This is a genomic window from Streptomyces sp. BA2, assembly GCF_009769735.1.
In the GTDB taxonomy this organism is placed as follows: Bacteria; Actinomycetota; Actinomycetes; order Streptomycetales; family Streptomycetaceae; genus Streptomyces.
Genome location: NZ_WSRO01000002.1, coordinates 9,047,202 through 9,062,166, shown reverse-complemented (window position 1 = coordinate 9,062,166; position 14,965 = coordinate 9,047,202). Strand labels below are relative to the sequence as shown.

The window sequence follows — 14,965 nt, the reverse complement described above, 5'->3', positions numbered from 1 at the left end:
TCACAGCCCCTGATTCGGCAGGACCTGGTGCGGGTGGGACGGAGCAGCAGCACTGCGCAGCGGGTGCCGGGCCGCCGCGTCCCTCCGTCGCGGGTTGACGGTGCTCTACACCCTCGGGTGGAGACGAGGGCCCGGCTGAACCTGAGTGGTAGGTGGATGTCAGTCGGCCATGCGATGTACGGGACGGATGCCGAACCGTAGCGTGCTCCTCGCGGCGCAGGATGCGCCGCGTGCCTCGGTGCTCAGCGGGGCAGGAGTCACCACGACACAGCAGAGCACGCGAGTGCCCCTGCCGGTGACGCACGCACCGCACAGCGCGCCTGTCCCCCCGAGCACCGCCCCGCCTCACACCACCCTCCGAGAGGAACCCCGCATGAACCCGTTCAAGCGCCCCCTGTACGCGACGCTGGGCACCCTGGGTCTGCTCACGGCGGCGGTCGTGCCCGCGTCAGCCATGTCCGCGTCGTCGGCAAGCGGTGCCGCGGCCTCCGGGGAACGAGCCGCGGCGGTGACCAAGATAAGTCACGCCGACGCGACGAACCGCTTTCGTGCCGCAGGCATCAAGTGGACGTCCAGCGGCGGCTGTTCCGACCGTCAGCGCCCGAACTGCACCTCGTTCGAGCAGCTCAACCTCAACACCGCCCGGGGCGCCGTCACCCTCGACAGCGCCAGCGGCTGCGCGCTGACCATCACCGGCGGCACGGAGGTCGGCCACGCGAGCGGCACCTACAGCCACTGGAACGGCTACAAGCTGGACTTCAGCCCGACGACCTGTGTGTCGAACTACATCACCCGCAACTTCACCCGCATCGCGGACCGCGGGGACGGCGCCAAGCAGTACAAGTCGGGCTCCGGCAACATCTATGCCCGCGAGAGCAACCACTGGGACGTCACCTACTACAACTGCGGCGGCTGCTGACCGCGCCAGCGGTGACGGCGGGCGCGCCGGCCATGGCGGCGAGCGCGCCTAGCCGACGGCCTCGACCTCGCCGACCTCGCCCGTCCGGCGCGGCAATTGCCCCATGAGCCCTGCCTCGTAGGCGAGAACGACCGCCTGCGCCCTGCTGCGCAGCGCGAGTTTGGTCATCGCTCGGTGCAGATGCGACTTGACGGTGGCCTCGGACACGACGAGCGCCACGGCGATCTCGTCATTGGTCAGGCCCCGGCCCACGAGCCGCAGCACTTCGACCTCACGGGCGGTGAGCTGCTGGAGGACCGCCGCCTGTGGGCGCGGTCCGCAGTGCCGCGGTACGTACGCTTCGATGAGCCGACGCGTCACCGACGGGTCGAACAGTATGTCGCCCGAGGCGATGAGGGAGATCGCGGCCAGGAGGCGCTCCGGCGAGGAGTGCTTGAGCAGGAAGCCGGAAGCGCCGACGCGCAGGGCGGCGTAGACGTACTCGTCCACGTCGAACGTCGTGAGGATGATGATGCGCGGCTGCGGCGTCAGGCTCAGGGCGAGGATGCGTTCGGCCGCGTCGATACCGCTGCAGCCCGGCAGCCGGATGTCCATGAGGATGACGTCGGGGCGGTGTTCCGCCGCCATGGCGACGGCTTCTTCCCCGTCTGCCGCTTCCGTGACCGCCGAGAAGTCCGGTGACGTCCGCAGAATCGCGGCTACACCTGTCCGGATCAGATGTTGGTCATCGACAATAAGCACGCTGGTCACAGATGAGCCCCCGCCCCCGTCTTGTTCCAACCCGCTGGCGGCGACCACCGGTTTTGGCGCGGCGTTGGTCACGAAGGTGGCAGCGTGCACCCGCCCCCTTCACGCCCCGCCCAGACGGTGGTCGCGTCGCAGCAGATCCTCACGCGCCGGCACAGGCTGTTCAAGCACGTTGCGCAACCTGGGCGATTTTTGGCCGAAACGGCGTCACCGCCCTGTGGCCGCCGCCCGCAACTGGGAGGGCCCGCAACTGCCACGGATCGGGGGGGACGGAGGGACATGGTGCGGGGCGGGCAGCCCGTTTCCGGGCCGCCCGCCCCGCACCACTGCAGGCTCCTCTCCAAGCACCGCTCCCTACGGACCCGGGGGGCAAGTGGACTGTGGCTCGATTTTCACAGCCGTCACGACGACGTCGGCGGGCAGGCGCGCCGAGGCCACATTGGGAGGCAGGCACATGGTGTAGGTGTCGCCGCCGTTCAGGAAGCGCACCCGGACCCGGTCGTCATTGCGGGTGTTGACGATGTAGTCCGCTCCACGGCTGCGTGAGCCCAGCGCCTGGAAGTTCTCGGTGACGTCCTTGTAGGCGGCGGTGGGCCGGTTGTTGTTGTAGTCGCTCTTGGTCAGATAGAAGCAGACATAGGGCCACTGGCAGCCGTCCCTGGAATCCGCGGCCGCCGGTGTGGCGGTCAGCGGAACCAGGCCGGCCGCGGCGGCGGCCCCCGCGATCACGGCGGCGGCGATTCTTCTGCTCTTCAGCACAGCGTCCTGCCTCTCCTTGTGGGGCCCGCGCTCAGCACGCGCGGGAGTCCTCGATCTTGATGTGGGTCACGGTGGTGTGGGCTCCGAGCGAGAGGGACTTGTTCGGCCCGAGGCAGACCTCACCGGTCCTGCCGCCGAACGTGTACCGGATCAACGCCCGGTCGTCGTTACGGGAGTTGAAGACCCAGTCGGCTCCCTTGCTGCGCGGGCCCAGCTCCTGGAAGTGACGCGTGATGTCCTCGTAGCCGGCCGTCGGCGCCCTGCGCGACCAGTCGTCGCCGGTCAGGTAGAAGCAGACCTTGGGCCAGTCGCAGCCGTACGCGGTCGAGGCGACGGCGGGCGCGGGCTTGAGGAGGCAGAAGGCCGCGGCGCCGGCCAGTGCGGTGGCGGCGGCTTTGATGTGGACGGCCCGCCTCACGAGTACACGTTCCAGTTGAGGCTTCCGCTCCAGGCGGCGCCGCTCTCGCTGATGTCGCCCGCGTCGCCCAGGCAGAACACCGTTCCTGCCCGGAAGTCGGAGCCGATCAGCTTGCGCTTGCCGTCGTCGCCCGGGTAGAAGTGCACGTTCCTGCCGCGCACGCTCTTGTCGCCGCACTTGTACCAGAAGACGACCATGTCGGCCGGAACCCGGTTGATGCGCAGATAGATGTGGGAGCCGCCGGCCGTGATCGTCCGCTTGGTCTTGTAGTACGTGGTGGTCGACTTGACCCAGCCGGAGAGGTTGGCGGAGCTTGCCGCCGCCGGGTCGGCCAGGCCCACGACACAGGCCAGGGAGACGGCCCCGGCGAGTGCTGTGCGTCTGAGTGTCTTCGTGCCCTTCATGACGTGACCTCCTTCGTGATGCGGCCGGCTGCGGTCAGCAGGTGTAGTCGGCGTCCGGGTCCGGGTTGTTGTGCACGGCTTCGCAGTAGCGGACATGCAGGTGGTTGTCGTGGTTGGGATACGAGACGGTCAGCCCCTCGGAGATCAGCTGGGGGTCGTTGAAGTAGACGACCTTCACGTGGCCGGGGGCGGCCTTGCGTATCTCCTGCACCAGGCGCCTGGTGGCGGCCCGGTCGTAGGCCGCCGACCTCCAGGTGATACGTCCCGCGGTGCACTGGGCGTTGTCGGTACGGACAGGCCACAGGTCGGCGTCCAGGCCCTGCTCGTGGCTGGCGTGACCGGGAATGTCCCCGCCCAGCTCCCAGCTCAGATCACCGACGGGCACCTTGCCCTGCCCCGTGGCTCCGAAGGCCTTCGCTGCCGCTTCGACCTGGGCGACGGCTGCGGCGGTGCCCCAGTTCGCGGAGGTGTTGCCGTCCGGGTTCTGGTCGCAGAGGTTGCCGGTCGCGAAGTCGAGCTTCTCGTAGTGCCACAGCAGGTTCTTCCAGGTCTGCGGTCCGACGACACCGTCCGCCGTCAGGCCCGCCTTGGTCTGGAAACGCTGAACCGCGGTACGTACCGCCGGCCCGAACACGCCGTCCACGGAGAGCCCGGCACCGGTCTTGGCGTTGAGTGCGCTCTGCAGCGCACGCACCGCGGGCCCCGAGGAGCCTTCCTTGACCGTCCTGGCCAGCGCCGCCCAGGTCGCGGGACCCACGATGCCGTCGGCGGCCAGGCTGTGTGCCTGCTGGAAGCGCTTGACGGCCTGCACGGTGGTGGAGCCGAACACGCCGTCGGCCGTGGTGGGCTGGCCGCCCGCCGCCACCAGGTGCTGCAGGGCCAGCACATCGGTTCCTCGGTTGCCCGCGGACTGGGTGGGATAGGCGGCCCGCTCGTACGCGCTCGCCCCTGTGGACGCCCCCATGACCAGCGCGAGCCCTGCCGCAACGGCCAGACACAGGCGCACACCACTGCGCGGGCGGCCCCTCAGGGGCGGCACTGCGGCGAGTCCATGATGCGAATCTTGTCCACGGTCCCGATCGGAACCAGCAACTTGCTCTCGCCGGGCGCTACGCACCGGGTCCTCCCGTTGGTGAAGTGCAGTTTCGCGCCGTCGTCGCGGCGGGTGTTGACGGCGTACTCGGCGCCCTTGCTGGGACCCAGGAGCTGCCAGCCGGAGGTGATGTCCTTGAACCGGCCGGACTCCGTCTCGCCGATGTAGAAGCAGACGTACGGGTAGCCGCAGCCCGCACCGGTGCCGGCACCGGCACCGGCACCGGCCTGCGCATCAGCGGCGGAGGCGGAGGCGGGCGACGGGCCGGTCCCGAGAGCCACCCCGCAGAGCAGTGCGGCGGCCGCGCCAAGCGCCGTACGCACAGCGGGCATCAGTAGCTGTCCGTGCATTCGTGCTGGTCGCTCCCGTTCGCGTACCAGCTTCCGCACGCCCACGCCTTGATGTCCTTGTCGTTCACCATCACGCTGAAGTAGCCGCCGCCACTGGCTGCGATGTTGCCCGAGTACACGTTGCCCTTGGTGTTCCTGATCGTCAGCTTGATGCCACGGGGCGCATGGCCGCCGATACGAGCCCAAGCCGACCTGCATGAAGGGCTGTAACGCAGCTCCATGTCGATGAAAGGGCCCTTCTTGACCGTCCGCGCGTCGTTCGCGCAGGTGGTCTTCGCCGGGTTCAGACCGTTGCAGGAGGCGCCGTAACAGCTGGCGGTCGCCGCCGCGGGCGATGCGTTCACGCCGGCCAGGACGAGAGCCAGGGACAGGGACGCGGTCGCGCCCCCTGCGGCACGGCGCAGGGACCTTTTCATGGCGAAGCTCCTTCACGTCGCCCGGCGCGTTGCCGGGACGGATGGGAAACGCGAGAAGCAAAGCAGCGGTCCGGCAACGGAGCGTCCAACCGACGGTTGAAGTTCGACCACACCCACCGCGGTGCCCAACACCCGCTCGCCAACCAGGGGTTGAGGCATACCTCAACCCCTGGACTGACGACGCACCGCGCCTCGGGCACGTCCGCTCAGCCGCGGCACGGACGTGCGCTACCGCCAGGGTTTACCTGCTGCCCCACTGGGTGGAGCGGCGCTTCAACCCTCCAGTTGACGCGCCCGACCGGCTCACGTCCGTAGCTTTTGGTGTCGTAGACCAGCACCAGCTCCAGCACCAGTTCCAGCACCAGTCCCGAGCCCCAACTCCGAATGGAGAACCGGCATGTCTCTCACCAAACGAGCCGCCGTCATCACCTCAGCAGCTGCCCTCACCGGGGTGGCCTTCCTGCCCTCGGCCGGCGCCGCGGACACGACGTCTTCCATATCTACCAGCAAGGTCATCCAGACCCGGGACGGCAGCCCGAGGGCCATCAGCTGCGACAAGGGCGACGTCTGCTTCTACAACAGCGACTGGAAGCGCTGCAGTTGGCCGGTGGCGGACGTCAACTGGTCCACGGGCGTCCTCCAGTGCTCCTGGGCGAAGACCCGCAACGTGTACTACGTGTGGAACAACGGCACGTCCAACGCCTCAGGGGTCGCCTACTACCTCAACGCCGACTACAAGAACCGGGTCGGCTGCACCCGTCAGCAGAAGAGCGGCTACCTGCAGAACACCTACAAGGTCGCCTCACACAAGTGGATCAGCGGCAACTGCGGCTGAACTGCCGTGCCCCAAGGGCCCGAGGGCAGCTGAGCGTCGCCTTCTGCGGGTGGCGGCCACGATGCGCCGGGCCCTTCGGTGTTTCGGTGTTTCGGTGTTGATGGGCGTGGGAGGCGTGGGCGTGGGAGGCATGCGACATGCCTGAGGGGTGCGGCTGCCAGCAGCGTCAGCGTCTGGCCCCTGCAAGGGCCCTCCTGCCCGATGGAGCCCGGCGCCTGACCGAGCGCCGCCGGTCATAGCTAGTGGCCGACCCTGTCGCCGCCTGGGGCGTCGGCAAGACCGACTGCCGCGGTGATCCGCTTGCCCACCGGTTCCCGGTGCACCTGGAAGCTCTGGCAAACAGCCATCACGATCTCCAGCCCGTGCTGGCCGATCCTGCCTGCATCCGGCGCCAGGACTGCGGGGAGGGCGGTGCTGCTGTCCCACACGGTGACCTCAACTGCGCCGCCCTGAACCTCCAGTGTCAGCAGACAGGGCCCAGGCGCGTATCTGATGACGTTGGTCACCAACTCGCTGACCACCAGCTGGACCATGCCCATTGCGCGGCCGGACACGGGAAGCCCATGAACGGTTTGCACATCTGTCAGGAACGTTCGGGCCAGAGACCGTGCCGAGGCGATCTCCTCGCTGCCCTCGTACACCTCTGAAACCGACAGCAACCCGCTGAACAGTGCACTTCGTCCTGTCGTCTGATCCATACGGTCCGCCTTGCTTCCAGCAGCACTGCGCGATGCAGTCCAGCTACCCACATCGCCATTTTCTAAGGTTCGGGTACGCACAGAACCACCTCCCGCCCCGCCCCTTCACGGCCCCTCCCCCGTGGCAGTGGAGATTGGCTTGTCGGAGGCAGCCAGTAGCCTCAGGCACCATGGGAATTCAGATAGATGTGGTGGCGGGTTACCCGATCAACGATGAGATGGAGAGGGTGCTCGGGCTGGCCGAGGTGGTCGGCGAGCCCGTCACTGTCACGTTCATGTGGGAGGGGCGTGAAGAGGCAGAGCGCGCGGTGCTCGTGCCCGCGGCCACGCTGGCGCTCTGGGAGCACTGGGCCCCCGCTGCCCGCCCCAAGGGTGACGCCAGTGACGAGAGCCGGGCTGATGCGGAAGCGCCGGAACTGGCCCACCCAGTTGAATTCGGCGCGTTCACGCTCTTTCGTCGTCGCGTGGGAGGCCGCACGGCGGTCGCTCGCGGAGGCGTGGTGGTCGCCGAGCTAATGGACCCCGGCGAGGCGCACTGGCTCCAAGAGCAGGCCCGCGGTGTCCGCCAAGGTTTCATGGATCCGAAGCAGAAGGCGGCGTTCGAGGAGTTCCTCGCCCGGCAGCCACCCCTAGATGAACAGTGACTCGCTCACCAACTCATGCTGCGGCCGCAGCTTCTGGCGTCAGAAGGGGGTGCCAGAACCCGAGTTCGTCCGTGGCACGCCGCGCCGGTGACCTCTACCTGGTACCCACGGCTGACCGGCCGCAGCACCTCGATGAGCAGTGGGCAGAGCTTGGTCCCATGGAGCACCGGCCGGTGTGCCGCGGCACGATGCAGGTCTACGGATGGCGCTCCGTCCGGTGCGGTCTCGGGGTTCCTCCCGCCGGGTCTGAACATCTACTGGGGTGCGTACGCCGCGGTCATCACCACGACGGCGCTCAAGGCGAAGAACGCCAAGAAGTGCATCAAGGTCAAGTTCGCGGCTGGGATATTCCTCCCGGGCCAGTACTCCGGTGGACACTGCAAGTAGTAACAACAGCAACGCGATCGGAGAATGGCTTTGAGCAGCTCGTGGCTCATCTACAGCGGAGCCCTGATGGTGCTCCTGTCTATCGGGGTCCTGTTTTTCGTAGGCAGACCTACGACACCCGCCTGGCGTGACACCACGTCGATAGCCTGCGGCGTCATCGTCTTTGCCGTCGTGTGTGTTCTGGCTCTGCTCCTTCACGCACCTGCTCAGATTGCGGTGTCTGGGGCGTGCTTCTGGATGGCTGCAGCCATCACCAGCGTGCATGCCATGCGCGGCCGTATCAGCTCGCGAAGCTGACCACGACGGGCCCGCACCCTCGGCATGAAATCGCCAGGAGTGCGGGCCGTTTTGCGTTGCACCGAGCGTGTAGCCGTTGGGGCGGCGTTGCTGATCCTGACGCAGAGAGGTGGCATCAGGGCCCAGCCGCAGGCCTCATCCGGTGTCGCACGAACAGGTACCTCCCCGTACTAAGGGTCCCTCAAAAGGATCTTGGGCGCGGAGGCCCTCTATCCGGCGAGGTTGAGGTTGTGCAGGCGGGCGATGCCGAGCATGGCGTGGTGGACGCCGTCGCCCTTGAGGCGGCAGTCGCGGAGGATCTTCCAGGTCTTCATGCGGGCGAAGACGTGCTCACCGCGGGGGCGGACCTGTTTGTGCGAGCGGTTGTGCTCCCGCTTCCAGCCGGGCAACTCCTCGCCCGGGGTGCGTCGGTGGGGCAGGAGGAGTCCGGTGCCGGGATAGCCGCCGTCGGCCATCGTCAGGGTCTCGGCCACGGCTGCCTTCGCTCCGGATTCCTCCCACGCACTTGCAGTCGTTGCGGTTGCCAGGCAGGGGTTCGCCGACCACGACGACCAGACGGGAGTCGGCGTTGATGACGACCTGGTGGTTGGTGGAATAGCGATGGTTCTTGGACTTGCTCGGCGATGCTGTGGTCGCGGGTGGGGACCAGTGTCCCGTCCACGATGAGCACGGGGCCCTTCGCGAACCTGCGCCTGGGCTGGAGCGCGAGGAGCTGAGCACGCCACCAATCCTTCAAACAGCTTGTGCTCGGTTCCCGATCATTGTGGGGCAGCCCTTAGCAAGGGGTAGCTGTGCCCCACGTCATGACCATCTACCGCTAGCGGCCAGCACTGCCGTGAGGCCCTCTTGTAGATCCTTGACGAAATACTCGGGAACCTCCAGCGACGGGAAGTGTCCGCCGGTTTTGGGCGAGTTCCAACGGACGATCTGTCGGAACCGCTCCTGTGCCCAGGCGCGCGGACACTTTTCGACGTCGCGGGGATACACGGTGATTGCTGACGGGACGTCGACCCGAAGTCCGGGGTCGAGCGAGTCGTGGCTTTCGTAGTAGATGCGGGCTGCCGATGCGCCTGTTCGCGTCAGCCAGTACAGGGTGACGTCGTCAAGGACGCGGTCTCTGGAAATCCTCTCGAACGGGCTGTCTTCGGTGTCCGTCCACTCAGCGAACTTGTCAAGGATCCAGGCGAGAAGCCCGACTGGTGAGTCGACGAGCGAGTACCCGATGGTCTGCGGTCGGGTCGCCTGCTGCTTCGCGTACGCCGCGTGGTGGCGCCAGAAATCGCGGGTTTCCTCGGTCCATTTGCGCTCGTCCACCGTCAGCCCGTCCGTTGTCAATCCGGGCGGCGCCTGCGCGGTCGTCGTATGGATGCCGAGAACGTGCTCCGGGAACCTGCCGCCGAGGACCGTGGTGATCACACCTCCCCAGTCGCCGCCGTGGGCTACAAACTTGCTGTAGCCGAGCCTACCCATCAGTTCCACCCAGGCTGCCGCGATCTTTTCCGTTCCCCACCCGGTAGTGGCCGGTTTGTCGCTGTAACCAAAACCTGGCAGCGACGGGGCTACGACGTGGAACGCCGGCGCGTCTGCGTTTTTCGGATCTGCCAGTTCGTCTATTACGTGGGTGAATTCAGCAATGCTGCCTGGCCAACCGTGCGTCAAGATCAGAGGGGTGGCGTCTGCGCGGGTGGATCGGCGGTGCAGGAAGTGGATTCCCAGATCGTCAATGGTGGTGCGGAACTGGCCGATCTGGTTGAGGCGCGTTTCGAATGACCGCCAGTTGTACTCGGTGCGCCAGTAGTTCACGACGTCGACGAGGTCGGCGAGAGGAACGCCCTGATCCCATCGGCGCGGGTCGGGGCCGGCGCGATAGACCGTCTCAGCTTCCGGCAGCCGTGCTGCGGCCAGTCGGGCGCGCAGGTCGTCGAGGTCAGTGTCGGTTGCGTGGGCTTCGAATGCTTGCACCTCGGCATGCACCTCTGTTTGCACGCCTTCTTGCGCGTCTGCTTGCGCGTCGTTGGTTTGACGGTTCATGAGATGCCCCCGCCGGGGTGAGCTGACGTGGTGACAACGCCTCGATCGATGGCGTTCGCAGCGTCGGTGACGCACCGGTGTGTGGTCATGAGACCTCCTGGTCATCGGTGGAACCGGCCGGGGACCTACTGGAACCGGCTAAGACGGTTCTAACAGGCTTCGATGCTGGCGCGCAACCAGCTAAGGTGGTTCCATGAATGCTCGGTTCCCTGACTTCCGTCTCGGCAAGGTGCTGGCGACCAGCTTCACCGGGACCCTGTCGGAGCGTCAGGGCGACCCAGTGGAGCGCATCCCCACGCCGGACCGACTCGTCGACTGGCTAGCGGTGAGTGGCCTCGCCGTGGAGTCCTGCACCCCCGCCCAGCTCGAACGCGCTCGGGAGCTGAGGGAATCAATTCACGCCGCCGCGACAGCGGCCGCGCGCCGAGACCCTCTCCCTGCTTTCGCTGTCCAGATCATCAATGACTGCAGCACTCAAGGTCGGGCCGCGGCCATCTTGACGCCCGAGGGCAATCGGCAGTGGCGACTCAGCTCGGCTTCCTCCGTGGAGGACGCCCTAGGCGTCATCGCCGCCGACGCGATCAGCATCATCACAGGCGAACGAGACGGAAAATTGGCCTTGTGCGCGTCGCCAACCTGCCAAGCAGCCTTCTTCGACACCAGCCAAAGCCGCACCCGCAAATGGTGCGAAATGAACACATGCGGGAATCGTCAGAAGAAGGCGCGCTTCAATGCCTACAAGCACGAAAGCCCCGGATCAGCAAAGTAGTTGCTGCTCTACTTAGCCTGCGAAATTCGGGGCGGCACGCCGGGCGGGCGTGTCAGACGTCGGTGACGTGCACTCGCTCGCCTTGCTGCCCGTAGATGGCGATGGTCTCCGCCGGTATGTCGTCCCGGGCGTTGCCGATCCAGTGCGGGGCGGCTGTGTCGAACTCCGCGGCTTCACCCGCCGTCAGTTCCGTCCGGGTGTCGGTCAGGACGAGTTGAACCGTCCCGTGGAGCACGTAGAACCACTCCCGGCCAGGATGCATGTGGAATCGCGGTGCCGGGAGTCTCGACATCGGCGGGTAGATCACCTTGTACGCGCGCATGCCACCCGTCTTCACGCCCAGCGGCACGAAGGTCAGCCCGTCCTTGTGAAAAGGGCGCAAGTGGACCCGCGGGTCGCCGGTGGACGGCGCGGCCACGAGTTCGTCGAGCGGCACCGCGTAGGCGCGGGCAAGGGGCAGGAGCTGTTCCAGAGTCGGGCGGATGTGTCCGCGTTCGAGCCGCGAGATGGTGCTCTGCGTGAGCCCTGTGCGCTCCGCCAGAGTGGCGAGCGTCAGGCCAAGGGCCTTGCGGAAGCCCCGCAGCCTCGGGCCGACGTTCTGCAGTACCGCCTGATCTTCCGTCACCGGCCGACACTTCCACTCTGATTCACCAGGCCCCCCGCCCAGGCGCCGGGGCCCCACACGAGTCCGCTCAGATCCTCGCGACGCCGCTCCGGGCTCCTGACATGCTTTTTGCAAGTCTGCAAAAGGGGGTGCAGTTTCGCAAGGGTCTCTTTGAAGATCGCACCATGACACTCACTCGAAGCACGAGGCGTCCCGGCCGCCGACGCCTGATCCTCCAAACAGGTGCACTCGCCTTCTCACTCGCCGTGGGGCAGCTCTGTCGAGTGGCACGCGCTCGACGAAGCCGCAACGAAGCACGACGCGGTGCTCAACGCGACGTTCAAGCACAAATTCGCGAAGGTTCGCGACGTGCGCATGCACTACGTCACGGGCGGCAAGGGTCCGGCGCTGGTGCTGCTGCACGGCTGGCCGCAGACCTGGTACCAGTGGCGAAAGATCATGCCTGCGCTCGCCCGGCATCACACCGTCTACGCGCTCGACCTTCCCGGCCTCGGCGACAGCAAGGGAAACCCGGCGAGCTTCGACAAGAAGACGCTGGCCCGCTACGTCCACGGACTGCTGCGTGATCGCATCGGACTCGACAAATTCGACCTGGTGGCACACGACCTGGGCGCCGGAGTCGGGGCCCAGTACGTCTCGCAGTTCCCCCGCCAGGTCAACTCCTACGTGCACATGGATTATCCGCTCCCCGGGCGGAAGCTCCCCGCTGCCCAGTTCCGGACGTTCTCCTGGCACATGGCCTTCAACAGCCAGCAGGCGATCCCCGAAAAGCTCGTCGACGACCGGAACGACATGCGCGAGTACGTCACGGCGTTCTCCACCCAAGTCGCCTATGGCGGAACGGCTTTCGGCGGCACGAGGACCGAGCCCCCCTTCACCGAGGCGGAGACCGACGAGTACGTCCGCACCTACAGCCGACCGGACGCGCGGCACGCGGGATTCGAGCTCTACCGAAGCCTGGACAAGGACGAACGTGACAACGCCGCCGCACCGCCCACGCACACCCCCACCCTCCTCCTCACGGCGACCGGTTCGCTCGCCGCCACCCGGCCGACCCTGACGCCGATGCTGCGCAACGTCACGCGCGCGGTCGAGATCCCGAAGTCGGGGCACTGGCTCGCTGAAGAGAACCCCGACGCCGTGGCGCGCGAGATCCTCAGGTTCACCGCCGCCCCGTGACGGCCGGCCACACCATGCCTAAATGGCCGCTGTGGTCCAAGGTGGACAGTCTGGATACGACACAGTCGGTCGGCCTGGACCCCGGGGCTGGCCCGCTACGCCGAGGAGGGTCGGCCGGGTCAGTGACGCTTGCGCCAGTCGCGGCTGCTGGAGTGTTCGTGCCAGGCGGGGCGAGGGCGGCACGACCGGTCCTTGAACTCCCTCACCTCACCTCACCTCATCTCATCTCATCTGGGCCGCCTACCCTTTGGGCTCAGCCATCTAGACACAATGGCCGCAGACCCCGCAGACCCCGAGGTCCCCCCCCCGGACCCCGACAAGAAAGCCCCACACGTGGACTTGGACGAGATGTTCGGCGAAGGCTGGTGCGTAACCCTCGCCCCCCGCCCACTCATCGAAGCCCTCCACCTCATGGGCGTCGCCAGCCCCCTCCCCTGTCCCGAGGGCCTGAACCAAGCCGCAGACTTCCTCCAAGAGCGCCAGGGTGAAGGTGCCTTCATCCTCGGCCGTGAAATGCCCGGCGGCTGGACCCTCACCATCGAATTCGAAAGCTGGATCGGCTTCGATGACGATGTCCTACGCACCCTCGCCGCCGAAGGCCACACCGCCATCAGCGCCTACCGCGACCCCGACACGAAGGCGGCCACCATCGCCCACGACGGCGCCATCCTCGGCCGCCTCGAACTGTCCGGCGGCTACTTCGACGGCCCCTCCGGCAGCGTGGACACCAGCCACCCCGTCGTCGGCTCCCTCACCGCGGCCGGCTTCGACGCCTCCGATGACTGTGAACCCACCGGCGAAGCCGACACCGAAGAGCCCGAAGGCTGCCTCATCCTCGCCGTACGTGTCCTGACCGGTGTCACCCTCACCGCAGCCGACTTCGGGGGCCCCTGGACCGGCGGCCGCCCCCGAGCCGCCTACTAATTCGGTCAGGCGCTCATCGCACCGCCGGCTATGCAGCAGTGTTGCCCCACAAGTCGGTGCTGTGGGCATCGACGAGTGCACTGATGTGGGTGAGTACCTCACTGACCGGCTGCGGGTCGAGTCGGCGTCCGTCACGCAGACGCAGTGCGACATGGTCGTCAGCAGCTTCCTTGGCGCCGATGACGGCTTGGTAGGGAACCACGCGGGCCTCTCGGATACGGGCGCCCAGAGTGCCGCGATCGGGTCCTGCGATCTCGGCTCGCAGCCCGAGGGTGGCGCATCGCCGAGCGAGGGCCGCCGCGTGCGGCAGTTCGGTGTCGGAGATCGGGAGGATCACCAGTTGAGTGGGGGCGAGCCAGGCGGGGAAGGCGCCGCCGTGCTGTTCGATGAGATGGGCAACGGCTCGCTCCACACTGCCGATGATGCTGCGGTGGACCATGACCGGGCGGTGTTTGGCGCCGTCCGCGCCGATGTAGTGCAGATCGAACTGCTCGGGCTGGTGGAAGTCGACCTGGACGGTGGAGAGGGTGGACTCCCGGCCGGCGCCGTCGGTGACCTGGACGTCGATCTTGGGGCCGTAGAACGCGGCCTCGCCCTCGGCCGCGTCGTAGGGCAGACCGGAGCGGTCGAGGACCTCGGTCAGCATGGCGGTGGACCGTTGCCACTTCTCGGGGGCGGCAACGTACTTGCCTCCGGAGCCCGGGAGGGAGAGCCGGTAGCGGGTCGGGGTGATGCCGAGCGCCTCGTACGCCCGGCGGATCATCTCCAGCGCGCCCTGCGCCTCATCGGCGACCTGGTCCAAGGTGCAGAAGATGTGCGCGTCGTTGAGCTGGATGGCCCGCACCCGGGTCAGCCCACCGAGCACGCCGGAGAGTTCGGAGCGGTACATGCCTCCCAACTCAGCCATGCGCAGGGGCAGTTCGCGGTAGCTGTGGGAGCGGGAGCGGTAGATCACCGCGTGATGAGGACACAGGCTCGGCCGCAGCACGACCTGCTCTCCTCCGAGGTCCATCGGGGGGAACATGTCGTCGCTGTAGTGCGCCCAGTGCCCCGAGATCTCGTACAGCTCCCGCTTGCCGAGGACCGGTGAGTACACGTGGCGGTAGCCCGCTCGCCGCTCGGCGGCGCGGATGTACTCCTCCAGGGTGTGCCGTACTGCTGCGCCGTCGGGCAGCCAGTACGGCAGACCCGCGCCGATCAGCGGGTCGGTGTCGAACAGGCCCAGTTCCCGGCCGAGCTTGCGGTGGTCATGCATGGCGGTCTCCTCGCGGACATCGGGCGAGTGACCGCAAGGCGAAGCCCCGGGGCACTCGCCCCGGGGCTTCGGATCAGATCATCTGTCAGCGCGCCGGGACACTCTCTGGCGTCGTCGTCATAGCAGCGCGCTTCATGCGCGAGACGTTAGCAGGCCCTGGCGATGTCCACACCGTCATTTCATGCCACGCGTTTCACATGGCGTTGTGTGGCAAC

The 14,965-nt window shown here is 67.2% G+C and carries 17 protein-coding genes and 2 pseudogenes; 7 read left to right on the top strand and 12 right to left on the bottom strand.

Features of this window, described 5'->3' with window-relative positions; genetic code table 11:
• Nucleotides 1-454: 454 nt before the first annotated feature.
• Nucleotides 455-919: a hypothetical protein gene (locus tag E5671_RS43425; RefSeq protein ID WP_237330965.1), complete on the top strand. Its 465-nt coding sequence runs from the start codon at nucleotides 455-457 to the stop codon at nucleotides 917-919.
• 48 nt (nucleotides 920-967) lie between these two features.
• On the opposite strand, the gene E5671_RS43420 is transcribed toward E5671_RS43425, so the two are convergent.
• The 7 genes from E5671_RS43420 to E5671_RS43390 all read right to left on the bottom strand — a co-directional run bounded on the left by E5671_RS43420 (nucleotide 968) and on the right by E5671_RS43390 (nucleotide 5,106).
• The gene (locus E5671_RS43420) at nucleotides 968-1,669 is read right to left on the bottom strand and encodes a response regulator (RefSeq protein WP_160509690.1); all 702 of its coding nucleotides are present in this window, start codon (nucleotides 1,667-1,669) and stop codon (nucleotides 968-970) included.
• 351 nt (nucleotides 1,670-2,020) lie between these two features.
• Nucleotides 2,021-2,425 carry a hypothetical protein gene (locus E5671_RS43415; RefSeq protein ID WP_160509689.1) on the bottom strand — a complete coding sequence of 135 codons (405 nt, stop codon included), beginning with the start codon at nucleotides 2,423-2,425 and terminating at the stop codon, nucleotides 2,021-2,023.
• 31 nt (nucleotides 2,426-2,456) lie between these two features.
• Nucleotides 2,457-2,843, bottom strand: a complete 387-nt coding sequence (locus tag E5671_RS43410) for a hypothetical protein (RefSeq protein ID WP_160509688.1) — start codon at nucleotides 2,841-2,843, stop codon at nucleotides 2,457-2,459.
• Nucleotides 2,840-3,247, bottom strand: coding sequence for a hypothetical protein (locus E5671_RS43405; RefSeq protein ID WP_160509687.1), 408 nt, complete (start codon nucleotides 3,245-3,247; stop codon nucleotides 2,840-2,842). Before E5671_RS43405 ends, E5671_RS43410 begins: the two co-directional genes overlap by 4 nt.
• Nucleotides 3,248-3,281: 34 nt before the next feature.
• Nucleotides 3,282-4,286 carry a peptidoglycan-binding domain-containing protein gene (locus E5671_RS43400; protein ID WP_336606012.1) on the bottom strand — a complete coding sequence of 335 codons (1,005 nt, stop codon included), beginning with the start codon at nucleotides 4,284-4,286 and terminating at the stop codon, nucleotides 3,282-3,284.
• Nucleotides 4,274-4,672: a hypothetical protein gene (locus tag E5671_RS43395; RefSeq protein WP_160509686.1), complete on the bottom strand. Its 399-nt coding sequence runs from the start codon at nucleotides 4,670-4,672 to the stop codon at nucleotides 4,274-4,276. Before E5671_RS43395 ends, E5671_RS43400 begins: the two co-directional genes overlap by 13 nt.
• Entirely contained in the window at nucleotides 4,672-5,106 is a 435-nt protein-coding gene (locus tag E5671_RS43390; protein ID WP_160509685.1) for a DUF2690 domain-containing protein, read from the bottom strand. Before E5671_RS43390 ends, E5671_RS43395 begins: the two co-directional genes overlap by 1 nt.
• A 397-nt stretch (nucleotides 5,107-5,503) precedes the next feature.
• Between E5671_RS43390 and E5671_RS43385 the strand changes: the two genes are divergently transcribed.
• On the top strand, nucleotides 5,504-5,941 hold the full coding sequence (locus E5671_RS43385) for a hypothetical protein (protein ID WP_160509684.1): 438 nt from the start codon (nucleotides 5,504-5,506) through the stop codon (nucleotides 5,939-5,941).
• 239 nt (nucleotides 5,942-6,180) lie between these two features.
• Here E5671_RS43385 and E5671_RS43380 read toward each other — a convergent pair whose 3' ends face one another.
• Nucleotides 6,181-6,639, bottom strand: coding sequence for an ATP-binding protein (locus E5671_RS43380; RefSeq protein ID WP_160509683.1), 459 nt, complete (start codon nucleotides 6,637-6,639; stop codon nucleotides 6,181-6,183).
• Nucleotides 6,640-6,809: 170 nt separating this feature from the next.
• On the opposite strand from E5671_RS43380, the gene E5671_RS43375 reads away from it, so the two are divergent.
• Nucleotides 6,810-7,283 carry a hypothetical protein gene (locus tag E5671_RS43375; protein WP_160509682.1) on the top strand — a complete coding sequence of 158 codons (474 nt, stop codon included), beginning with the start codon at nucleotides 6,810-6,812 and terminating at the stop codon, nucleotides 7,281-7,283.
• A gap of 87 nt (nucleotides 7,284-7,370) precedes the next feature.
• Entirely contained in the window at nucleotides 7,371-7,670 is a 300-nt protein-coding gene (locus tag E5671_RS43370) for a hypothetical protein (RefSeq protein WP_160509681.1), read from the top strand.
• 506 nt (nucleotides 7,671-8,176) lie between these two features.
• On the opposite strand, the pseudogene E5671_RS43365 reads toward E5671_RS43370, so the two are convergent.
• Nucleotides 8,177-8,679: pseudogene (locus E5671_RS43365) on the bottom strand (transposase); the annotation flags it as partial.
• Between the two features lie 89 nt (nucleotides 8,680-8,768).
• Complete coding sequence (locus E5671_RS43360) at nucleotides 8,769-9,998, bottom strand: epoxide hydrolase family protein (protein ID WP_202121485.1); 1,230 nt, start codon at nucleotides 9,996-9,998, stop codon at nucleotides 8,769-8,771.
• A gap of 193 nt (nucleotides 9,999-10,191) precedes the next feature.
• Here E5671_RS43360 and E5671_RS43355 point away from each other — a divergent pair, with 193 nt between their 5' ends.
• Nucleotides 10,192-10,767, top strand: a complete 576-nt coding sequence (locus E5671_RS43355; protein ID WP_160509680.1) for a CGNR zinc finger domain-containing protein — start codon at nucleotides 10,192-10,194, stop codon at nucleotides 10,765-10,767.
• A gap of 52 nt (nucleotides 10,768-10,819) precedes the next feature.
• Here E5671_RS43355 and E5671_RS43350 read toward each other — a convergent pair whose 3' ends face one another.
• Nucleotides 10,820-11,392: a helix-turn-helix domain-containing protein gene (locus E5671_RS43350; protein WP_160509679.1), complete on the bottom strand. Its 573-nt coding sequence runs from the start codon at nucleotides 11,390-11,392 to the stop codon at nucleotides 10,820-10,822.
• A 222-nt stretch (nucleotides 11,393-11,614) separates the two neighbouring features.
• Here E5671_RS43350 and E5671_RS43345 point away from each other — a divergent pair, with 222 nt between their 5' ends.
• Together E5671_RS43345 and E5671_RS43340 are read left to right on the top strand one after the other, a co-directional pair.
• Nucleotides 11,615-12,571: an alpha/beta fold hydrolase gene (locus tag E5671_RS43345; RefSeq protein ID WP_336606011.1), complete on the top strand. Its 957-nt coding sequence runs from the start codon at nucleotides 11,615-11,617 to the stop codon at nucleotides 12,569-12,571.
• Between the two features lie 333 nt (nucleotides 12,572-12,904).
• On the top strand, nucleotides 12,905-13,495 hold the full coding sequence (locus tag E5671_RS43340; RefSeq protein ID WP_160509678.1) for a DUF6461 domain-containing protein: 591 nt from the start codon (nucleotides 12,905-12,907) through the stop codon (nucleotides 13,493-13,495).
• A gap of 28 nt (nucleotides 13,496-13,523) precedes the next feature.
• On the opposite strand, the pseudogene thrS reads toward E5671_RS43340, so the two are convergent.
• A pseudogene (thrS, locus tag E5671_RS43335) lies at nucleotides 13,524-14,756 on the bottom strand (threonine--tRNA ligase); the annotation flags it as partial.
• Nucleotides 14,757-14,965 lie beyond the last annotated feature (209 nt).